Annotated in this window: 20 protein-coding genes; 8 read left to right on the top strand and 12 right to left on the bottom strand. The window is 35.5% G+C overall.

Going from position 1 to position 22,963, the window contains the following annotated elements; all coding sequences use genetic code 11:
* Positions 1–61: 61 nt before the first annotated feature.
* Positions 62–2,404: a fatty acid cis/trans isomerase gene (locus GQR59_RS18030; protein ID WP_160064979.1), complete on the bottom strand. Its 2,343-nt coding sequence runs from the start codon at positions 2,402–2,404 to the stop codon at positions 62–64.
* A 192-nt stretch (positions 2,405–2,596) separates the two neighbouring features.
* Here GQR59_RS18030 and GQR59_RS18025 point away from each other — a divergent pair, with 192 nt between their 5' ends.
* The 3 genes from GQR59_RS18025 to dapB all read left to right on the top strand — a co-directional run bounded on the left by GQR59_RS18025 (position 2,597) and on the right by dapB (position 3,954).
* The gene (locus GQR59_RS18025; protein WP_160064977.1) at positions 2,597–2,812 is read left to right on the top strand and encodes a DUF1289 domain-containing protein; all 216 of its coding nucleotides are present in this window, start codon (positions 2,597–2,599) and stop codon (positions 2,810–2,812) included.
* 64 nt (positions 2,813–2,876) lie between these two features.
* The gene (locus GQR59_RS18020) at positions 2,877–3,203 is read left to right on the top strand and encodes a DUF2956 domain-containing protein (protein ID WP_160064975.1); all 327 of its coding nucleotides are present in this window, start codon (positions 2,877–2,879) and stop codon (positions 3,201–3,203) included.
* A 19-nt stretch (positions 3,204–3,222) separates the two neighbouring features.
* The gene (gene dapB / locus GQR59_RS18015; protein ID WP_160064973.1) at positions 3,223–3,954 is read left to right on the top strand and encodes a 4-hydroxy-tetrahydrodipicolinate reductase; all 732 of its coding nucleotides are present in this window, start codon (positions 3,223–3,225) and stop codon (positions 3,952–3,954) included.
* Positions 3,955–4,046: 92 nt separating this feature from the next.
* On the opposite strand, the gene GQR59_RS18010 is transcribed toward dapB, so the two are convergent.
* The 9 genes from GQR59_RS18010 to GQR59_RS17970 all read right to left on the bottom strand — a co-directional run bounded on the left by GQR59_RS18010 (position 4,047) and on the right by GQR59_RS17970 (position 12,795).
* Positions 4,047–5,225 carry an MFS transporter gene (locus tag GQR59_RS18010; protein WP_160064971.1) on the bottom strand — a complete coding sequence of 393 codons (1,179 nt, stop codon included), beginning with the start codon at positions 5,223–5,225 and terminating at the stop codon, positions 4,047–4,049.
* On the bottom strand, positions 5,226–6,131 hold the full coding sequence (locus GQR59_RS18005) for a cyanophycin synthetase (RefSeq protein ID WP_160064969.1): 906 nt from the start codon (positions 6,129–6,131) through the stop codon (positions 5,226–5,228).
* A complete protein-coding gene (locus tag GQR59_RS18000; protein ID WP_160064967.1) occupies positions 6,131–6,979 on the bottom strand; it encodes a hypothetical protein in 849 nt (282 codons plus the stop codon). The genes GQR59_RS18005 and GQR59_RS18000 overlap by 1 nt, the downstream gene beginning before the upstream one ends.
* Before the next feature lie 18 nt (positions 6,980–6,997).
* The gene (locus GQR59_RS17995; protein ID WP_160064965.1) at positions 6,998–7,489 is read right to left on the bottom strand and encodes a hypothetical protein; all 492 of its coding nucleotides are present in this window, start codon (positions 7,487–7,489) and stop codon (positions 6,998–7,000) included.
* Positions 7,490–7,491: 2 nt separating this feature from the next.
* Positions 7,492–7,947, bottom strand: coding sequence for a YHS domain-containing (seleno)protein (locus tag GQR59_RS17990; RefSeq protein WP_160064963.1), 456 nt, complete (start codon positions 7,945–7,947; stop codon positions 7,492–7,494).
* Between the two features lie 249 nt (positions 7,948–8,196).
* Positions 8,197–9,633 carry a sodium/proline symporter PutP gene (putP, locus tag GQR59_RS17985; RefSeq protein WP_236546806.1) on the bottom strand — a complete coding sequence of 479 codons (1,437 nt, stop codon included), beginning with the start codon at positions 9,631–9,633 and terminating at the stop codon, positions 8,197–8,199.
* Between the two features lie 365 nt (positions 9,634–9,998).
* The gene (locus GQR59_RS17980; RefSeq protein WP_160064959.1) at positions 9,999–10,994 is read right to left on the bottom strand and encodes a DUF2860 domain-containing protein; all 996 of its coding nucleotides are present in this window, start codon (positions 10,992–10,994) and stop codon (positions 9,999–10,001) included.
* A gap of 182 nt (positions 10,995–11,176) precedes the next feature.
* Positions 11,177–11,392 carry a DUF3820 family protein gene (locus tag GQR59_RS17975; protein ID WP_160064957.1) on the bottom strand — a complete coding sequence of 72 codons (216 nt, stop codon included), beginning with the start codon at positions 11,390–11,392 and terminating at the stop codon, positions 11,177–11,179.
* Positions 11,386–12,795, bottom strand: a complete 1,410-nt coding sequence (locus GQR59_RS17970) for an aminotransferase-like domain-containing protein (protein WP_160064955.1) — start codon at positions 12,793–12,795, stop codon at positions 11,386–11,388. Before GQR59_RS17970 ends, GQR59_RS17975 begins: the two co-directional genes overlap by 7 nt.
* A 106-nt stretch (positions 12,796–12,901) precedes the next feature.
* On the opposite strand from GQR59_RS17970, the gene GQR59_RS17965 reads away from it, so the two are divergent.
* A complete protein-coding gene (locus GQR59_RS17965) occupies positions 12,902–13,771 on the top strand; it encodes an EamA family transporter (protein ID WP_160064953.1) in 870 nt (289 codons plus the stop codon).
* Between the two features lie 88 nt (positions 13,772–13,859).
* Positions 13,860–14,525 carry an HAD family hydrolase gene (locus tag GQR59_RS17960; protein ID WP_160064951.1) on the top strand — a complete coding sequence of 222 codons (666 nt, stop codon included), beginning with the start codon at positions 13,860–13,862 and terminating at the stop codon, positions 14,523–14,525.
* Between the two features lie 31 nt (positions 14,526–14,556).
* Here GQR59_RS17960 and GQR59_RS17955 read toward each other — a convergent pair whose 3' ends face one another.
* Both GQR59_RS17955 and GQR59_RS17950 read right to left on the bottom strand, forming a co-directional pair.
* Complete coding sequence (locus GQR59_RS17955; protein WP_160064949.1) at positions 14,557–15,093, bottom strand: lipocalin family protein; 537 nt, start codon at positions 15,091–15,093, stop codon at positions 14,557–14,559.
* Positions 15,094–15,422: 329 nt separating this feature from the next.
* Positions 15,423–16,436, bottom strand: coding sequence for an AraC family transcriptional regulator (locus GQR59_RS17950; RefSeq protein WP_160064947.1), 1,014 nt, complete (start codon positions 16,434–16,436; stop codon positions 15,423–15,425).
* A 637-nt stretch (positions 16,437–17,073) separates the two neighbouring features.
* On the opposite strand from GQR59_RS17950, the gene trhO reads away from it, so the two are divergent.
* The 3 genes from trhO (at position 17,074) to GQR59_RS17935 (ending at position 22,935) form a co-directional block, all read left to right on the top strand.
* On the top strand, positions 17,074–18,054 hold the full coding sequence (trhO, locus tag GQR59_RS17945; RefSeq protein WP_160064945.1) for an oxygen-dependent tRNA uridine(34) hydroxylase TrhO: 981 nt from the start codon (positions 17,074–17,076) through the stop codon (positions 18,052–18,054).
* Between the two features lie 551 nt (positions 18,055–18,605).
* Positions 18,606–21,929, top strand: a complete 3,324-nt coding sequence (locus tag GQR59_RS17940; protein WP_160064943.1) for an MHYT domain-containing protein — start codon at positions 18,606–18,608, stop codon at positions 21,927–21,929.
* A 22-nt stretch (positions 21,930–21,951) separates the two neighbouring features.
* A complete protein-coding gene (locus tag GQR59_RS17935; RefSeq protein ID WP_160064941.1) occupies positions 21,952–22,935 on the top strand; it encodes a response regulator in 984 nt (327 codons plus the stop codon).
* The last annotated feature ends 28 nt before the right edge of the window (positions 22,936–22,963 follow it).

Below are 22,963 nucleotides of genomic sequence, written 5' to 3'. Positions count from 1 at the left end.
CTAAATGCTCATTCACATTTATCGGAGCATCTATTCTAAAGATGATATTTCCAATGATAAATTAACGGTTAATTAAGCGATTATAATCAAACAATCCATATTCAATCGGATCTTGTTGTAAGTACAAATCGTGTAAATGATCACTTACTTCCCAAAACTTAGTATCACTTCGCCTTACACCGTATCGAGTGATTAATTCTTGAAATTTTTGCGAGTCATTAGCTTGTAAGAATAAGCTAACAAAGTCTCCTTTATCAGCAGAAGATACTTTAAATATAAGCCCTGGATAGGTTCCTAAAAAGCCTTTAAATACTTCAGCGGTGTCTTCAGACACTAAACGATTTGCTTCTTCATTAAGTAAGCTAGCAACATTTTTATGTGCGTTATGACGTATTAGCGTATAAGCTCTATCGTCGTTCTTTTTATCTTCAATAATGACAAAAGAGACTTGAGGTAATGCGACAACAACTGAATTATCCAAGCTGTTCAAACGTTTTAGCTCAAGATCTTGCTCAGGCACTCGATATTGCTCATTTTTGGCTTTCAACATAGGTTGTGTATAGACATAGTGTTTTAAACGATTTAGTAACTCTTCTTTTGGGAATTCCGTTTGATATTTAATACCTGATGGGCGAGCATGCATTAGATTCCTGTCATTCAAATATTCTTTTAACTCTTTAGTTGCACCTAAGTACCAACTAGCTAACACAGGCTTTCTAAACTCATTTGGTATAAAAGAGATAAAGTTAGTTTCTGACTCAATACGTAAAAAGTCCATGTATAAACGAGTCGTTACTTGATGTCCGACATTACCGTAAACATCAAAACCCGCCACCAATAGATAATGAATTCGTTCTAGAATTGGATAATCAATTAACCAAGCTGTTTTAGGCTGTTTACCTAATGCGCCTTTGACTACCGTCGCACTATCAATATGTCTGAAAACAGTTAGTGCCGCATTTTCATTACCAGACCAAATATTAGAAAGATTTAACCCAGTATCATGATTCATAAAGCGTTTAATGTACTCGCTTTTTGCTTTCACATATTGACGACTACCTTTTGCATAAGAAAGCCATTCGATTACCGATAGGTTATTACTACTTGATTCCGCAGGTAGCCTTAGATTATTGGCTTGCTCATAAACAAAATGATCAACATCTGCATTACTTGTCGAGTCAGGCTCTACAAAAAACACCCAGAATTTATCATTAATAACATTCACAGCCACTTGCCCACGACAAACAGGCCCTTTAATAAAACCACTTATCGTAAAGTAAGCTTCTTTCAACATAAACTGATAACGCGCGCTGCTTGGAATATCTTTAAAGACGACGAAAGGATTGAAGTCTTTATAATCAGGCAACGTATCGATCGTAAAATCTGCGTTATAAAATAATTTGTCCCATAATTGTTCTCGCTGCTCATTAAAGACATAAGGTAAATTAGTTTTAGCTAACGTTGTTGCACGATCTAGCATTAAACGATAGTAAACACGATCCACTTTAGGGTCGTCGTAAGGACGGCGTGTTGGGATTATTTTTAATGGCTCACCTGGCGGTGTTGACGAGCGCACTAATTTGAAGAATCGAGGAGGCGTATCAGTGCTGATAGGCAATGCATCAAAATAAATATGCCCAATAAAAAGGTGTTCATAAATATAACGAGCTACTAGCTGTTCTTTAGGTGAATCGCCATTTAATTTTTGTTCCCAATGAGCAACTAGTTTTGAAGTGGCTTCAGATAAAGGCAAAGGCTCCGACATCGGCGCCCCTTTGGCAATCCATGCTTCTAATGTTTTAAACTCATGGTTGCTTAAGTTAGGTAATCCGTATGGCATTCCACCTAATGGGAAATCTTCTTGGTAATCATCTAATTGATTAATGTCTGGACATTGATCTTGACGATCTAAGGAGTAATTAAACTCTTCCGGTAGGATGCCTTGCAGCTCAGGATTATTTTCTTTTTGTAATAACAGCTTATACATTATGCTGCCCTGTAAATTAGCCAGCATGGTTTGATCACGTTCATTCAATACCGATGAAAAACCTTTTTCACGCCATTGTTCCGTATCATGTGCATCGATAAACAAACGTGAAGGTTTCGCACCTAATAAACGCTGACCGTTATAAACTTGATCTTTACTCGCTCCACGATCGATTCCTTCAGGTGAAGATAGTTTTAACTGGCAAGGTGCATCATAACAACCATGACAAACAACACAGCGTTTCTCAAGAATAGGCATAACTTGATCTCGATATTCCTGTGCTAACAAATCATCTATAGATAATTGTCTAGGTCGTGCTTGGTCTTTACCATAGTCTTCGTTCAGTTGATCTTCTGTATCAGAGCAAGCACTAATAAGTACGCTGCATAGTAATATAATTAATGCTTTAAAAGTCATGAAGCTGCTCTCTAAAATTGCTAGAATATATAATCAGTTGTTAATGCGAATGTTAACAATTATCTAAGTTACTATACAGCTTGATGTATTTAGATAAGTAAATAAACCATTATAGATACTAAAAAATGTATGTAAGCAAAGAATTAGTATAATAATCAGATAATTTAGTATGAAAGAAACAGGATACATCAAATGAAATTTAGTCCATGCACAGGTGACTGTACGAGTAATGAAGATCGTTGCGGCGGTTGCGGCAGAAGTAGAGAAGAAATTACTGAAACACAGTTGATCACCAAGCAACTGGTAGAGCATTTAGTTAAATATAATTATGATGATCCTGAAAAGTTTTTAGAAAATGTAAATCGAAAAGCAATTAAGCGCTCAAAGAAGGCTCAAGAAAGTAATTAAGGCTTTTAAAAGGTAAAATCCAACTATAAAAGCTCATTCACATTCTAAATACAGAAGATATCAAATGGCCAAACATCATAAACCAGCCGTATCGCAAGAAACACAAGATGAAGCACTCGCCATGGCAAAAAAAATACAAAAACCAGGGCAAACGAAAGAACAAACACGATTGATTGCATTAGGCATTCAAAAAGGTATTGCTGAATATAAAAAGCTAGCAAAGAGCAAGCAACGAGAAGCAGATAAAGCCAAAAAAAAGAAAGCGCCTGTAGTTGATAATGAACCAGAAATAGATACCAGCGACAATAAATCTACAAATCACATTCTACCTTGGACACTACTGGTATTAAGTTGGATTGGATTTATTGGCTACCATTTTTTAAATTTATAAATGAAGTAAAGGAATAAACATGGTTAAAGTAATTGTAAACGGCGCAAAAGGTCGTATGGGTGGAGAAGCCGTTAAAGCCGTTAATAATGACGCTGAGTTAGAATTAGTCGGTGCTTGTGATTTTGGTGACGATTTAGCAGCCTTAATAAAGCAAACAGGCGCTCAAGTTGTTGTTGATTTAACCGCAGCTTCAGCAGGATTCAATAATACACAAACCATCCTTAATGCAGGTGCTTGCCCTGTTATTGGCACCAGTGGTTTTCTAGAGCAGCAAGTAGAAGAGCTACAAGCACTTGCTAAAGAGAAAAAGCTGGGTGGATTAATTGCACCTAACTTCTCAATAGGTGCCGTATTGATGATGCAATTTGCTGTACAAGCTGCAAAGTACTTACCTGACGTAGAAGTCATTGAAGCGCATAGCCCACAGAAAGAAGAAAGTCCGTCAGGTACAGGTATTCGTACTGCTGAGTTAATTGCAGCTGCGCGCACTAAAGCGGTAACACCTTGTAGTGACAAAGAGTTAATTGAAGGTGCTCGTGGCGCAGAGTTAAATGGTGTGAAGTTACATTCGATTCGTTTGCCAGGTGTCGTTGCCCAACAAACTGTCTTTTTTGGCGGTTTAAGTGAAACCCTTAAAATTGAGCATAATTCACAGCATCGTGAATCGTTTATGCCAGGGATCTGCTTAGCTTGTAAAGAAGTCGTAAAACGCGCTGAGTTAGTTTACGGTTTAGAATATTTAATGGATTAATAATTCGTTAGATGCTAGTTAATAAAACGCCAGCTTCTTGCTGGCGTTTTTGTTTGTTTTACTTCGTTATAAGTACGATGTAAAAATATTCATTACGCATGTGAGCATTGATTGGACGATTTATTACCATAAATAAAATAGACTAAAACAAGCGGGATACACAAGTAATATAAGACCTGTAATTGTTGTAATGCATGCCCTGTCGATACGGTAAAAAATCCAATAACACTGAACAACAGCATCAACATAAATTGAGAGTAGTAACTTTTACAAATAATATAACGTGTCGGTTGTTCACGACGGGCAATATCATAAAAGCGTTTATTAAAAGCCAATCTAAAAAAGTTACTCAAAAAAGCAATTAATAATAAGCTGCTGTATAACATAATCGCGCTCGACTCTTCATTTAACTGAGCTCGAAACAACCATGAACAAGCGTAACCAATCACTGCAATGCTATAAATAACTCGCACATTAATACGATCAATTTGTTTTTTTATAAAGAAGAAAATAAGTGCCAATAAAATACTGAGCGCAACTAAAATCAACCCTAATTGCATTACGTTTTCCTGTGTCAGCATGTAAATAGTTAACATCCAAAAGTAACTTTCTAAAAACAAAAATAAACCATCAACAGTAAAAATCATCACTGAATGATGCGAATCTTTAAATCCAACAATTTGCTTTAAGCTAAAGGCTGGTACTTGCTTTAAATCGTATAACTCACTTTTCCCTTGTAAGCTTTTATCAACCAAACTAAATCCTAAGAAGGACAGCAATAAAGAAAGTACAAGCAATCCAATAAAATATTCCATGCCTAAAAGGTAACTACCAACTAACACACCTATTTTTAACGCAAAAACAACTAAGATTTGAAAATTGCCAAAGGTGTTACCAGTATTTTTATCTTCAGTAATGGCTTGAAATAAAAGGCGTTGTGTAGACCAATAAAAACAACCTGCAGCGCCATTAATTAAAGCACCTATTGTCACTAGAGCTAATTGGTTATCCCACACTAATAACAGCACAAATAGACTTTGGAAGATAAACGATAAGCTTATTAACTTGCGCCAACGATGAGTCGCTCGAAGGCGGTCCCAATAGTATAATGCAGCAACAAACCCTGCTGCAGTCAGCGCAATAAAATAAGAAATATGACTAATGGTTAAGCCTTTATCCCATAAAATAACGGCAATAAATAAAGGCAATAACCCTAATAGGAAAGAATGAAACCCTGTAAATAGATAAAAGGTACGAGTTAAACCTGACACTTAGAAGGTGTCTGACTGTTTAACATCTAACGCATCTAATTGATTGAAATCATCACTTAAATCTTCAGCTTCACCATAACGAGGATACGCATGCATTTTTAAATACGGGCGAGAATTAACCTCAAGGAAAATACACTTTTGATCGCGATAATCAAATTCAATACCTTTTTCCAAAATAACATCAATACCTAGAATATTGGCATCAAATAAATTGAGTACGTTTTTAAATAGTGCATTATTAACTTCTGGTAATAACTGTTTATTAATCACTTCAACCACACCACCGGGCGCTAAAGAGATACGGTAAAATAAGGTCACACGTTGCTCAGCTTTAAGCACGGACTCAAAATTTAAACCTTGTTTCGCTAAGAATGCTTTAGTTTGTGCACTTTCTTTTAATGGATAGATGACAGGATATAACTTCATCTCTTCACGAATTGCATTTTCTTTTAACATCAACTCTCGAATCGTTGAAGTACCATCGCCTTTAACAGCGGGTGCGTAACGTTGTAATACAGAAACAATTTCTCCGTTAGCCACAACAACGCGATAGTTGTTACCTTCTAAGAATTGCTCAACCACTGTAAATGGCCACCAAAGTTTCGCTAAGAAAATAGCTTTCCACAATTCTTTATAATCTCGAATGGGAAAATGACTACCACGAGAAAAGCCACTCACATTAGGCTTAATGACTAAAGGAAAACCATGCTGTTTAGCAAAACGGATAGCTGCAAAAGGGTTTAAGAAAATTAAACCTTGAGCATGAGGGATGCCACCTAATTTAAACTTGTCACGAGCTTGCTCTTTACTACGGCAGCTTCTACGAACTTCTAAGCTGTTGTAGTTACTACAACCACCCATAAATTTTTTACTGATCCAAGCATATATTATTTTTTTTATGTTCATTAAGAGAGCTCATTTTTTATATTCGATTTTAATAACCGAGCTGATTGTAATTTTTGAAAGAAGATAGACTTAACCGGTTGTGAAGCCGGAATATCTTTTGTTACTAACGATAATTGTTTCATACCTGAAAATACAAACTTAAGTTTAGATTTTAAGCTCATCTCTTTCGTTAAGAGTATGAGTGGCATCGGTACATAAACATTAATTTCTACAATAGAAAACTGTTCGTCAAGCAAAGCTTGTAACGAGTCTGCTCTCGCACAAAAACGGGCGATTTTGAAATTGCCAATTTTAGAGAATAATGATTCAATTTTTTGCAGTTGCTCTGCATTTAAATGCGGCATACAAGATTGGTAATAAGTATCGCTATTATAAATACCGTTCACTGGCATTAAGTCATCACTATTATTACAGGTTTCAGTCACTGAAATAATGGCAGAAGATTTATTCGTCGTCGCTCCTGGAATATAGAATATTTCAAATTCTCGCTTCCCTTTTGCTGCCGCTTGTATTAAATAACGAGGGCTTTTTTCTGCACGATGTTGGCGATGCTCTTGTAGGTCTGCAAAACTATCAACGCGACAAACACCCTGTGAGTTCTGTCCCCATTCAGGTTTCAGAAACACAGGATAAGTATCAGGCTGTTTATTAGTTTCCTCATCACCTTGATCAACGAACTGCATTAGACGCCATTTTTCAGGTATTAGCAGATCCATATCTAACTTAGAAAAAATATGTCGATGCTGATTAAAGTAATTGGCATTTAATTGAAAGTACTTCCAAGGTGCAATCAAAAATCGACAGCACCATAAGATATAAGAAAGTACTAGCAGTATACGTATTAGCAAAATTGTGCCTTATTGATTTTATTTATTTTTATAATCACGGTAGTTAGTAACAAAAAGGATAAATCCTAATATTACGATAGAAACTGCAGTATAAAATAAACTACCGCCATCGCTTTGACCTTCATGAATAACTTCAATACCTAATGGTGTAAATAGATGAAAGAAAGCCGCACCAGTCATCACACCAAAAGCCATTAAACCGCCAATCGCATGCATTAAACTGCGGCTTGGTGCACATCGTAATAGGCCAATTTTTTTCAATACCCAAAATAAAGCCGGTATTAGTAAAACAATTGAAGTAGTTAATTCGACAGTCCCTACAGCATAAGAACCATAGTTTGCGAATAAGGTTCCAATGGCATTACCAAATAAACCTTGCATCCATACGCCAATCGTACCAAAAATATGTTGTGTGTCTGGATGTAACGTAAACTTATAAGGTAGCGATAATACAAAAACCTTTGCTACCCACAACACAACAACCCAACTAAAAATAGGTAATACTCTCATTTTTATTCCTTGTCTAATGTAGACCAATTAAGGTCAGCTTTTTTAATAAAACCATCTTTATCTGCAACCCATGCATCTTGAATAGATTGGTCATAATTTAAGTATAGTTTATCATTATAAACAGACCAAAAGGCAGGTTTACCTGGAGCAGTATCATTTCCTGCCATCGCCCATGCACAATATCCACCATATTGTGGTGCATATTTTTCAGGGTTATTTTTAAATAAAGCTAAATGTTCTGCACTCGAAAAGTACCAATCTGCTCCGTTATATTCTAATTGATATTTACTGCTACCTTCTACTGGTTTATTTTCAGTAAAGTAAGCAACAACATCATAACCACCAGCCGCTTTATCACTAAAGTAGCTTGTATACACAGCATCAGCAGCATTCGCACTTTGAAACAAAGCAAAGCTCATTAATGCTATCACTTGGAAAAGAGAAAATATTTTTTTCATGTTTAGTCCCACCTTTTTTGAATTAATATATCTAACAGACCACAAAAGATACTTTTTTATTGCTAATAATAGCTAAATAATAAAAATTTATTTAAATTATTTCATTTAAACAAGATGATATAGAAAGCTTTAATGAGAAATAGTGGTTAAAAGGTTGGGTAAAATTGATTAGCCTTACTTTTTAAAAGGCATAAAAAAACCTCACTTAATGACTTAAGCGAGGTTTTAGCAATAAACAAAAAGTTTAAGTTATAACACTGATAGTTTATCTTTCATTTCTTGATGTTTTGCTAAGATACTCTGACTTGGTGTTTTGCTTAACAAGCTCACAACAACAATCGCTATTAGTGCGAAGATAATGCCAGGTACAATTTCATAAACATCAAACCAACCGCCCGTTAATTGTTTCCAAACAACGATAGTTATACCACCAACAAGGATCCCTGCTAAAGCGCCATAACGCGTCATACGTGACCAGTACAAGCTTAAGATAATAACAGGTCCAAATGCAGCACCAAAACCGGCCCAAGCATACGATACTAAGCCGAGCACTGAACTCTCAGGGTTAAACGCAAGTGCTAATGCAATCAGTGATAGACCAACCACACCTAAACGTCCCACTAATACGACTTTTTCAGAACTTGCTTCAGGATTAATATGTTGTTTGTAAAAATCCTCTGCTAACGCTGAAGACGATACAAGTAATTGCGAATCAGCCGTACTCATTATTGCCGCAAGAATTGCCGCTAACAAAATACCAGCGATCACAGGGTGGAACATACCATTCACTAAAATCATAAAGATAGTTTCACTATCTTCTAAAACACCACCTAAGTGAGAATCTACATAAGTGATACCGATTAACCCAACAAAAATAGCGCCAATGATTGAAAGAAGAGTCCAAATCACCGAGATACGACGTGCTGTTGTTAATGATTTATTACTACTTGCAGCTTGGAAACGCGCCAATATATGTGGTTGTCCAAAGTAACCTAGCCCCCATGCAAGTAATGAAATAATAGCAATAACGCTCATTGGCGTGCCGTCATTATTAGTAAAAGCATCTAATAACTCAGGATTTTTAGTCGCTAATGACGTAGTTAAATCACTTATTGAACCATCTAATGCCAAAATAGGCACTAACATTAGTGCAGCAGCCATTAATAAACCTTGTACTAAATCCGTCCAAGATACAGCTAAGAAACCACCAAATAAGGTATAAGACACAACACAAACAGTACCGATGATAACGGCTAACTGATAGTTAAGATCAAATACAGTTTGGAATAATTTACCGCCAGCCACTAAACCTGCACTGGTATAAAAAAGGAAAAATAACAGGATAAAAAAAGCTGAAATAGTTTGTAACATTTTGCTTTTATCTTCAAAACGACGAGCAAAATAATCAGGTAAGGTTAATGAGTCATTTGTAATAATGGTATAAGTACGTAGACGTTTCGAACATATTATCCAATTTAACCAACTACCGACTAATAAACCACCAGCAAGCCAGAACGATCCATACCCTGCAACAAGAGCGTAACCAGGTAAGCCAAGTAATAGCCACCCACTCATATCTGATGCACCTGCTGATATAGCTGTTGGCCAAGGTCCTAGCTGACGTCCACCTAAAAAATAATCCGAAGAATTAACGGTCTTTCTGAAAGCCCAATAGCCAATACCCATCATCATTGCTAGATAAAGGATAAAAGTCCCAATAACCGCAAAAATTTTGTTCTATCATAAAAATTAAACTCCTAAACACAGCCTTGTGATAATTAGTATTAATAAGAACACAATCATTCCTTAATCACAGTCCCTAACAATACCCTAACAAAATCACCAGTTACTAATCTAGTCTATTGATATTTCACAGAGGATTAAATTTGATTAGGTTGCCTTTAACAATTTTTATGCGATCTAGATCACACTTTATTTGTGAGTCAAAAATAACACTGACATTATGATCCAGAGATGAGAAGAATAGCGTAATCGCTAAATTTGCTTATTTCAAACGATACTCGTTCACTAATTAAGCAGTAATAAGATGTTTAAAATTTATATAACAAGCCAGTAGAAACAATAAAACTTTTGCTATCGTAAAAACTAATGTCTGAGTTTTCTTGGCTATATCCTCCCATCATAGTCCAAGTCCAACGATCCCAATCAAATGGCCTCTTATAGCTATAAATAGAAAAAATACCTGCATGATTTAGATTTTGCTTAGCATCAAAAATGGGATTAATTTGCTGATACGTTCGAGTACCCGCATTAATAGTGGTAATTAAAGTATGTCGGTCTCGAAAAATTAAAATAGATAACTGTACCGTATAATTATCATAACTATTAGCGTTACCTTCGGCATTACGGTGAGTATATTGAAGGTTAGGTTTTAACAATATACCTTTTGCCACTGGGAATAAGGTTTCAACCTCTACCCTTTGATACACACTATCTCGTTGTAGTGAGGCAATTTCAGATGCATCCGTTAACTGACTTTGACCACTACGTTCGTTATCAATACTGCTGCTTGCAATCGCATACTTTAACGTCAATGGACTACCAAAAATTCTCTCTACAGCAATTCGCCCTCCTCCCACTTTTTCATCGGTAGTTTGTCGGTCACTACCCACTAAAAAAGGGTCTTCCCAAGTTTCATTCAACATTGATAATTTTGGAAAAACAGCAAAAGTTAATTTACTGTCGTTATTAAATTGATGAACAATACCAAGCTCATATTGAAATTGCGCCGTTGAAACTTGTTCCCGGCTATTACCAAGAAAGAACTGTGTTTTAAGGCTATCTAATGTGTATTGCACTCGTCCTAATGGATAAGCTAATGTAGAAGACTGAGATTGACCATTATTATTCAGATCATTAGTCGTCTCGTTATCACTGTCCGTATCAAATTGAGACTCTCCACCGCTGTAACCAACATTTAGACTTAAGGTAAACTCCCACCCTGCTTCTTTACTTAAAGGTTGAGCGATAGCAGAATAGCTCATAAGAATACCAGCGGTTAAACAACTTATTCCTTTTAATCTCATCTTCTTCCCCTAATTATCGTTTTGGAGTACCGTGCAGCTTTATCTCTATCACGGTAATACGTAATGAATTTTTTAAAGTTCACCTATGAAGCCCCCAGGAAAACTTAGAATAAAATTAAATCAACAATAAAATACTTAAAAATTTTTTTAGTCTCTCATGACATCATCATTCAGGTTAGGTGTTACTTAATCAATGGCGCAAGCATGGTCTCTAGTCCATTTAACTTAACTTCATACATCAATGCTAACTGCTCACCTAATTTGCCTTCAGGAAAACCTTTACCATGAAACCACACTAAATAAGGTTCTGGTAAGTGAATCAATTTTCGACCTGCATATTTGCCGAATGGCATGGTTTGGTTAACCGCCTCGCTGAGCGCTTTAGGGTTATCTAACATGGTGTATCCTCTGAACAAATTTTAACTAATTTAATTAAATCACTTAATTGTAATTTAACCTCTGCAGCAGTCATACTAAAACCAATATTCAATCTAAAGCAATGTGGGTACAAACCTAACGTACTAAAGCTATTACCCACACGTATATCTAGTTTCTTTTGTATGCCAAGTTGTCTTAATTTAGGCGTATTTAGGTTAGGAACCTCAATCCATAAAACAAAACCACCAGCAGGTTGGCTAATTTTACTGTTGCTTGGTAAGTGTTGTTGCAAATAAGCAATAAACTGCAATGTTTGTTGCTGCAAGTGTAAGCGTATTTTTTTAAGGTGATTTATATAATCACCACGTACAATAAAATCTGCAATAGCAAGCTGTAGTGGTGATGTCACACCTTGATTTGCAAATAAACGTTGTTGTAAATAATCTTGCAAATAACGACCAGGTAAACACCAACCTAAACGATACCCTGCCGCAATGGTTTTAGAAATAGAACCACACCATAAAATATAGCCTTCTTGGTCCCAATGTTTTGCAGGTAGCGGAATAACTTTTCCATAACCTAATTCGAGATAAACATCGTCTTCAATAATAGGAATTCTATACTGAGTCGCTAATTCAACAAGTTTTTGTTTTTGCAGCGAACTCATTGACGTTCCTTGTGGGTTCATGTGTGAAGTACAAAACAAACCTGCTTTTATCGCCCCTAATTGCATCTGCTTTTGTAATTGTTCAAGGTCAATGCCCTCCATAACCGAAGGGATCTCAACCACACGTCGTCCCATCACCCCTAATAACTCTAATAAACCAGAAAAACACGGTGAACTGATAGCAATAGCATCACCGACTTCTGTGGTGATTTCAATCGCTGTTCTGATGGCATCTAAACAACCATGTGTGATCACACACTCTGTAGCAGAAAAGTGAAAATCAACCGTTTTAAAGTGCTCACTCAAGTTATCGCGTAATGTCATTTCTCCTTGTGGATTAGGGTAATGACTAAGTTGATTGCCTTGTTGCTTCATTGCGCGCCGAAAGCTTTGTTGTAGTTTATCCACCGGTATTAAATCAGGATCATAACGTGCAATACCTAATGGGCAAGGATCGATAAAAGGATTATACAAAGCCGGTAAATGTGGTTGTGTAATCGAGCTTTGAAAACTAATGACAGTAGGTGTTTGTGGCTTTTCTACTAACAATGATCTTTGAGCTACATAGTATCCTGACTGTGGTTTTGCTATTAACCACCCCAGTGATTCCAAATGCTGATAGCAATTTAACGCCGTCGTCATACTGACATTATGCAACTGTTTAAAATTACGTAAAGAAGGCATTTTGCTGTTTACAAGGAGTTGCCCAGATTCAATCTGCTGTACGCACTGTTTAGCTAATTGTTTATAACGCATAAATTGTACCGCTTTAATTTATAATTTTTGTATCTGTTATCTTTTTTAGTTTGTTTGATAATACACATAAGCGCAAGAACGCATTATTCAAAAGAAAGGATCTGGCATGAAAAAGAACGATTTGATACTAGGTATTTTAATCATGGTTGTCTGGGGGTTAAATTTCTCAGTGATCAAGTTAGGCGTAAACGAAATTGATCCTTTGTTATTAACGGCATTAAGGTTCACTTTAGCAACATTACCCGCTATATTTTTTGTCAAAAAACCAGATGTGTCATGGTATTACCTAATCGTCTATGGCTGGTTATTCGCGATTGGTATTTGGGGAATGGCTACATGGTCTATCCAAGCAGGGTTAAGCGCAGGCATGGCCTCAGTCTTATTACAAATGAATGTAGTATTTGGTTTGTTCTTAGGTTATTTTTTATTAAAAGAATCTCTTCCTATAAATAAAATCATTGGCAGTGGCCTTGCTTTAGGAGGTTTATTATTAAGTTTAACCGTAACAGATGGTTCAGTAACACAATTAGGACTCATGCTAATTTTATTCGCTGCTATATCGTGGAGTTTAGCGAGTATTACAGTCAAAAAAGCAGGCACAAAACAGGTATTTGCATTTAGTTTATGGGCAATGGCTTTTGCGCCTATTCCTCTATTCTTAATCGTCTACTTTCAATCAGGTAGTGATGCTTTCGTACAATTATCAACACAGTTTAATGATCGTGTTATTTTCTCGGTATTATTTCAAGCTTATCCGGTAACTTTATTGGGCTATTGGATTTGGAACCGACTACTAGTTACCTATCCACTAACTACTGTGGCCCCACTTACCTTACTCGTTCCTATTTTTGGTTTATTAGGAGGTGTTTTGTTTTATCAAGAAGAAGTTGGAATGATTAAGTTAGTTGCAAGTTTGTGTGTGATCAGTGGCATTTTAATTGGCTTTGTTAATGTTAGAAAACTTAAGAAAATTTAAAAGTAGAGACCATTAATAATCACTCACTTTATAGATCATAAAAAGTAGGTACACTAGCTCGCAATGTTAATTATTGATTGAGAATTTTATGTCCTACCAAGCTGCTATTTTTGATATGGATGGCCTACTACTAGATACCGAACGTGTTTGTATGCAAGCTTTCGAACAAGCTTGCATACAACTATCACTGCCTTTTGTTAAAAGTGCTTATTTGAAAATCATTGGTCGCAATGCCAAAGGGATTGAAGAAGCAATTATGTCGCATTATGCACAGTACATTGAGTATGCACCTTTACGTAAAGCTTGGATGGATGGTTATTGGCCCGTCGTAGAGAATCAAGCTATCCCTGTAAAATCTGGCGTCATTGATTTATTAGAATGGTTTAAAACACAAAATATTCCCGTGGCTGTGGCGACCTCAACACACAACAAGTTAGCAGCGACCAAGTTAAGGTTGGCTAAAATAGATCATTATTTTGAACATATCAGTAGTGGTTGCGAAGTCACTCATGGCAAACCACACCCTGAGATTTTTTTGTTAGCAGCAAAACGCTTAAATATTCCAGCAGAGCAATGCTTAGCTTTTGAAGATTCAAGTAATGGGGTTTTATCAGCGCTAGCAGCAAAAATGCAAGTTTACCAAGTCCCTGACCTAGTCATACCAGATCAGGAAATCATTGCTTTAGGCCATCAAATTCAACCATCACTCGATGTCGTTTTAACTCAACTTAAACAGCAAAAAAAAGCTGATTAGTGATGAAAGCACCTGCTGTATGATAGGTGCTTTATTTGGTGTCTGTATTGGTTGTCATTTGATCAACAAAAATAAGTTGATCGGTTGAAAAGCCATATTCAGCGGCAGTATTAATAAAGTCTTGCTTCACTTCATCACTTATCTGCGGCGTACGCGATAATAACCATAAATATTCGTGGTTATAGCTACTAATGAAAGCATACTGATAATTTACTTGGTCCATTTTAAAAATAATATACGATCCATAAAATGGGCCAAAGAAAGACACTTTTAAGTGACCAGTGTTTTTATCATCAACAAAGTACGCTTTACCAACCGCTTCTTTCCATTCTTTATCTTCTGTAGAGTATCCTTTGTTAACGACTTTAATGCCGCCATCATCACGCATTGAATAAGTCGCTGAAACTTTTTCAAGCCCTCTTTCAAAAGAATGGTCTAAACGTGCAATTTCATACCAAGTACCTAAATAACGTTCACTATCAAAGTTCTTAACGGCTTTCATTCCATCCGGAATACCAGTACAAGCTGTTTGTAATAAAATTGCTACGATTAATAATAAAAATTTCATTTTTACCTCTAATAATAAGCCACTATGGATTCATATCTATTCGTTACTATCCAAGGTGCAAAACTCAACAAGCGGTGAAGTGAAAAGATGCCAGGCAGAAAGCGAAAGATCTAATGGATTAGATAGATACTTTCTAACAACCAAGATGTTTGCTTCGCAGCTTACCCTCTGGATCGTTAACTTGAAAACCAACTCTGCGTTGCAACCTTCAATAAGGACTCGCTATTGTCATCATGTTACGTCTTGATGTAGAGTTCAAGCTAATGACTGAACAAAGTATCTTAAACGGTAACGGGTATAGTTTAGTACGTATTATTATACGATAAAGCTCACCATGCCTCATTCTTTTTCAATAATTCTATATTACGCAGGCGTATATATTCCCTTGGCGTAATGCCACTCCAGCGTTTGAAGGCACGTACAAAGTTATTTGCGTGTGTATAAGAAAGCTTTTCAGCTAACACATCATAATCATGTACATCTTGTTCAATTAAGTCACATGCTTGCTGAAAACGAACTTCATCAAACACCTTACGTAACGATGTACCCTGGCTATGTAACTTTCTTTTTAAAGTACGAACACTCGTCTCTAGCGCCGTGGCTATATTTTCAGCCAACCAACTCTGTCCAAAATAGTTTTGCTTTAAAAGTAACTTAAATCCTTGTACAAAGGAATCAGGAATATAATCAAGACTAGAAGGTTTAGGAAACTGGCTTATTAATGAACGGTCTTTTAATAAAATGTGATCAATTGCAATGGCGGAATAAGGTTGTCCTAACTTAATTTCTGTATTTTTAAAAAAACGAGATCGCTCTATTCCTACAGCTTTATTATCTTGTAACTTTATTTTCTTAGGAAGCCAGCCCTCTCCTGCATAAAATTCAATTAACATACAAAGTAAACTCATTACATGCTGTTCAACTTGCCATTGATTATCTTTAATATAAGGATGTTGAGGACGACAAATCCAAATGCATTCCTCACTTTCTTGGATCCAAAAATAGTTATTATTATGGTGTAAATTAATTTCTTGAATTAAAAACTGTAAAGCCTGATAAAGGTTATCTGCTTTTAATAAATGTTCTGTAAAACCACCATATTGAGATAAATGACTTTGTTCTGTTAAAGAAGTCGCTAGATGTGGCATATTATTAAATTCAGCGGCGAGCTCTAGAAACCGCCAAACTTTCTTTTCTAAAATTAATTGGTTAGGTTCTACTAATAGGGCAAGACTTAACTCAGCTTCCTCAAGTAAAGACTCTACTGGCATAGATAATGTTTGCATATACTGAATGACAGGATGTAGGTGACTTGCTCTAATTAAATGTAATCGCGTTGGCATTTTACCCCTCCATGCTTATAAATCAGAATTCTCTTTTTAATTAAAAAGCGTATTAACAACTAAAACAGTATAGACATTAATTGTTAATCATCTATAAAATAATACCTCCAAAAGGGTAATTTCATTTAAAATTGATCATTAGATTTTATTTTTATCATTTTAATTGCCTAAACATTAAAGAATCAAATCAACTAAAAATAGTTATTAATATCAATTACAAACAAAGTATTAGAAAATATTTGGATAAATTTCATTCAGCTTTGTCATTAAAAATAGAGAATAAAATAACAAGCTTAATTGTGCTTGGGCAAATATTGAAGATACCTTTAGATGAGATGATTAATCTAGTAACCATATTTTCTAAGAATTAACGTCCGATTGGTTTATTAACTTATAATTAGAAGAAGAATACTCAATAATAGAAGAAAGTTAACGAGCTCAAAAAAGACAAAGATAGTCAGCTATTGTCTGAAAACATGTTACGTTTCAAACGTTAATCCCAAGAAGCGAGTAAATTCAAGGCTTCAAGGCATGTTTACTTATTGGTGAAAGGTAATATAAAAATTGCTTATAACATTTCTATTCGTATAATGCGTGGCTGAATTTACGTTTCAGTTCGTAGAACGAGGAAAAAAACATGTCAAATACAGTTGTTTGTGCTTTATATAGGTTTGTTGATCTAGCAAATTACGAAGAGATCCAAACCCCACTACTTAATATATTAAATGCAAACCAAGTTAAAGGCACTTTGTTGTTAGCAAGCGAAGGCATCAACGGTACGATCGCAGGCGATCAAGAGGGTATCGATAATGTACTTAACTGGTTAAAATTTGATCCTCGTTTAACAGATCTAACGGCAAAGTTTTCATTTGATACAGAAAACCCTTTTTACCGTACTAAAGTAAAACTGAAAAAAGAAATCGTGACGATGGGTATCGAAGGTATTGACCCAAATCGTGTCGTAGGTACTTATGTAAAACCAAAAGATTGGAATGCTTTAATAAGTGATCCCGAGGTTTTATTAGTTGATACACGTAATGATTATGAAATCAGTATTGGTACTTTTGAAAATGCAGTTGATCCAAAAACGACTAACTTCCGTGAATTTCCAGCCTACGTAAAAGAAAACCTTGATCCTGCAAAGCATAAAAAAGTAGCTATGTTTTGTACTGGTGGCATTCGTTGTGAAAAATCAACAGCCTACCTAAAGGAGCAAGGCTTTGATGAAGTTTATCATCTTGAAGGTGGTGTACTTAAGTACCTTGAAGAAGTACCTGAAGAAGAGACAATGTGGAAAGGTGAATGCTTTGTCTTCGACAATCGTGTATCAGTAAATCACAAACTTGAAAAAGGTCAATATGATCAATGTCATGGTTGTCGTTTACCTATTACTGAAGAAGATAAAAAGTCAGAAAAGTACATGCAAGGTGTAAGTTGCCATCAATGCCATGACAGCTTATCAGAAGAACAAAAACAACGTTTCCTAGAACGTGAAAAACAAATACGTTTATCGCTTGAACGCGGACAAGCGCACATAGGTTCAGCAGCGGTAACACAGTTAGAAGAAAATAAAGCTAAAAAACAAGCGAAAAAAATACTGCAGCGCGAAAAAGTATAACCTACAAATTATAAGCCAACAGCAACCTTTCGTTGTTGGCTTTCCCATTTTTTACCCAGCTAAATGTTAGTATTTACTCCTCCCATAAAACAAAAAACACAATAATGCTATTAATTTAATGTCCCTTAATTATCTGTCGCAATACCGTTAGCATGTTCATTTATTGTTTAATAATAAAATAATCACTACAGTAGTATTAAATAATTATTCTTATCGAAAATAGAAATACAGCCTACAAACATCAAAAATAAACCACAAAAAAGACTAATAAACCATAAAAAAGTATTAATAGTGATCAATAAAGTTCAACTTTATTAAAAGATCGCCGATAGTAATAAAATAGAATTAACAAATGGGTAACTTTAATCCATTCCATATTATAAACATTCGTTTTTAGTAGGCAGTATGTGGACAACTTTTCTCATGCAAACTTTCAATAAACACTTATTTTCATCAATAATATCGATCTGCTATTTAATGACATTTGCATAAATAACTTATCCTTTTATAAAAAATAGAATGTCTTTTTCTTTAATAGTGGTGCTTAACATATGTTAGAACAGATCCTAGAGATTTTTAATTATAACGAATCCAACTTATTCGTGCTCTCCAAGTACAACCCATGGCTTGTTACTCTATCAATTTCTATTGCTATACTTGCCTCCTTTATGGGGTTTCAAGTTGCACACCAAGCGCAATATGCAACGCCTATACGCAAAAAAATATCTCTTATTATTGGCAGTATAGTTTTGGGTGGCGGTGTATGGTCAATGCATTTTCTCGGTATGTTAGCGTTAGACCTTTGTACCAATATTAGCTATCAAATAGATACCACGCTTATTTCCGTTCTTCCTTCTATTGCCGCATCTTGGGTAACGCTGAATTTAATAACTCGTAAAGAAATAAAGAGTTGCCAATTAGTCTTTGGTGGCGTGCTTGTTGGATCTGGTATAGGTGCAATGCACTACATTGGTATGGCTGCGATGGAAATGGCACCGCTTTTACGATACGACCCAGTGATGTTTATTGTCTCTATTTTAGTTGCTGTGATTTTAGCAATATTAGCGTTATGGATCAGCTTTGGTTTAGATAAGCATAATATACCTCGCCTTAACAAAAATATAAAAATAGGCATCTCGAGTTGTGTAATGGGTGCAGCTATTGCAGGCATGCATTACGTCGGTATGCTTGCAGCTCGCTTTGTGTTGCCGCCAGGTATGGAGCTATCTGAACAAACAAGTGAAATTTCCACTATCTTAGCGTTAATTGTGACGGGTATTACTGTTGTCGTTATATTTCTCGTTTTAGGTGCCAATATTATTTTCCGTTACAAAGATATCTCCGCTACGGCGATGAATAACGAACGTCGTTTAATTGCAACAATGAATACTGCGATAGATGGGATCATAACGATTGATTCAAAAGGCATTATTATTAGTGTCAATAAGGCGGTATCTACCTTATTAGCTTGGTCGTCAGAAGAGCTCATTGGTCAAAACGTTAAAATAATTTTGCCACTGCCTTATCAAGCAAGTCATGATCCGTTTATTAATGATTATTTACAAATTCGAGAAGCAGAAATTATAGATGAAGGCAGAGAAGTAGAGGCATTAGCAAAAGACGGTGAAAAAATTCCAGTTCGTCTCGGTATTGGACATGTAGAATTAAATAATCAACTAATGTGTGTTGCTTTTATTTCAGACTTACGTGAACGAAAAGCAATGGAAAGTTCATTACGTAATAAAGAAGCTAAAATACGCTCTTTAGTGGCTAATATTCCAGGCATTGCTTATCGTCATCTAGATACCCCAGGTTGGCCAAGTATCTTTATTAATGATGAAGTAGAAAAAATGCTTGGTTACCCTGCTGAAGACTTTTTATTACCTAATGCCAAACGTACTATTGCTGATTTTGTACATCCTGAAGATATGCAAATTATCCTTGATACTGACCTATATCATCCAGATGGCTATCAACTAGAATTGAGAATCATTGACCGTTATAAAAATATTAAGTGGGTATTAGGCTATGGTAGAGCAGTACAAGGGGATACGCCTGAAGAGAGATACTTTGACGGTTTCATTATGGATATTAGTGACCGTAAAAAAATGGAATCAGCATTAATTTCAGCAAAAGAAAAAGCAGAACAAGCCGCAACTACACGCGCTGCATTTTTAGCTAATATGAGTCATGAAATCCGTACTCCAATGAATGCGATTATCGGTTTTAGTGATATTTTACTAGACGAAAAATTAAATAATAACCAAAGAAAACAATTAAATACTATTAACCAGTCTGCAAAATCACTTCTACATATCCTCAATGATGTTCTTGATAGTGCAAAGTTAGACAAAGGTAAATTCCAATTAGAATATCGAGACTTTTATTTAGTAGAAGAAGTCGATTCAGTCGTATCAACATTGTGGTTACAAGCACAACATAAAGGTTTACAAATTAACCTCAATATAGACAAAGATACTCAATGCTTCTATAACGGTGTGCCTGACCGATTAAGACAAGTATTGACCAATATTATTGGTAATGCGGTTAAATTCACAGAAGAAGGCAGCGTCACAATCACTATCAAAAATAAACAAACAGAGTTTTTACACTTTGCTGTTTCTGATACTGGTATTGGCATGACTCAAACTCAACTAGATTCTGTATTTGAACCCTTTGCACAAGCAGATGAATCAATGAGCCGTCGCTTTGGTGGTACCGGTTTAGGCACTACAATTAGTAAGCAGTTAATTGAATTAATGGGTGGTTCTATTTCAGCTAAAAGTGAAAAAGGTAAAGGCTCTACTTTTGAATTTAGCATTCCGATGAAATTAGCCAATGTACCAACTCAATCAAAATTAAAAGAAATTTATACTGAGCTACCGCAATTAAGTGTTTTAATCGTCGATGATATTGAACAAAATATTGATTTAATGAGCTTGATTTTAAAACGTAATAATCATTCTTTTGCTGTGGCAAGAAATGGTGAACAAGCTTTACATAAAATGGAAAATGAGCGTTTTGATATTGTACTTATGGATATTCAAATGCCAGTAATGGATGGATTAACAGCATCCAAGAAAAGACGTGAATATGAAATAGAGCATGGACTTTCAAGACTGCCTATTATTGCTTTAACAGCCAGTGTATTACCTCAAGATAGAAAATCAGCTGAAGAATCGGGGATGGATGGGTTTGCTAATAAACCAATCGATCTTCGTCAACTATTAAATGAAATAGCGAAAGTATTAACCTTAAATGAAACAACAATTGATGCAAAAGAGAGCAAACCAACGCAACAAGTGTCGATTGATATTGAGAAAGGTATAGATTTATGGGGCTCAAAAACAACGCTATTTAACGAAATAGTACAATTTTTAAATCAATCTAAAAATAATATTGCAGCATTATCTGCTCTTATAAAAAATGAAGAGTGGCTCACTGTAGAAAGTACTGCCCATAAATATAAAGGAGCAGCTGGAAATCTAGCGCTAAATCGACTTATGTTGGCATTAACTGCACTAGAAGACGCAAGCCTTAAACATAAACAACAAGAAGCGATAGCATCGCTGGAAAATATTGAATTAGAAATTAATGCGATTACTCAATGTACTAAAAAAATGAGTACAAGAACATACCAAGAAGCAGAGAAAGAACATACTTCTCATGAAGTATTGCTTGCAACACTCTTAAAACTTGAAGTCTCTGTAGAAAACAATGAGTTTGATGATGATCAGTTAGATATATTACAAGCTGTTCGTTCAAATTATAATGAAGAGATTAAAGCAGTCATTACTGCATGTAATGACTTTGATTTTGAATTAGCCTTGAATCATATTAAAGTGCTCATTCAATCGATAAAATCTTCTATTTAAATAAGTGTAATGAGTAAATTAGATGCCAAATAGTAAACAAAAAATACTTATTGTTGATGATGAACCTATTAATTTAAAAGTATTGAATAACATTTTAAAAGATATTTACAAACTCATTTTTGCTAAAAGCGGAACTGAGGCATTGCGCTTAATTGATAAAGAAAAGCCAGACTTAATTTTACTTGATGTAATGATGCCAGAAATGACCGGGTATGAAGTTTGTGAGCTTCTCAAAAAGAATCCTTTATATAAAACTATCCCAATTATATTTGTGACGGCTTTAAATGACGCAGTTGATGAAGCAAAAGGGCTTAATATCGGTGCTGTCGATTATATTTCTAAACCAGTTACTCCGGCAGTGGTAAAAGCGCGTGTAAAAACCCATTTGTCTTTAGTTGATATCGATGAACTAAAGCGTACCAGGTTACAAGTTATTCAGCGACTTGGTAGAGCTGCCGAGTACAAGGATAATGAAACCGGCATGCACGTTATGCGTATGAGTCATTACTCGAAAGTGATTGCCTTAGCCTACGGTCATTCAGCAAAAGAAGCAGATGCATTATTTCTTGCTGCTCCTATGCACGACATCGGTAAAATTGGTATTCCTGATAGCATCATGCTTAAGCCAGGAAAACTAACCGATGAAGAATTTACAATAATGAAAAAGCACCCTGAAATAGGTGCAGAGATATTGGGTGAATCAGACTCAGATTTAATTGAATTAGCTAAAATAGTCGCAATGACACACCATGAAAAATGGGATGGCACAGGTTACCCTAAACAGTTAAAAGGCACCGATATCCCTATTGAAGGTCGCATAGTTGCACTTGCAGATGTATTTGATGCATTAACCAGTGTTCGTCCTTATAAAGAAGCATGGCCCGTTGAGAAGGCTATCGAGTTAATTAGATCTCAAAAAAATAAGCACTTTGATCCTGAATTAGTTGATTTGTTTGAGTCAAAATTAGACAAGATTATTGAAATAAAAAATCGTTGGAAAGATTAATATCGGTAGATATGATTGAAGCTATATT

Source organism: Psychromonas sp. L1A2, assembly GCF_009828855.1.
Classification (GTDB): domain Bacteria; phylum Pseudomonadota; class Gammaproteobacteria; order Enterobacterales; family Psychromonadaceae; genus Psychromonas.
Note: the sequence above shows the minus strand (reverse complement) of the source record. Positions and strands in the feature narration are given on the sequence as shown.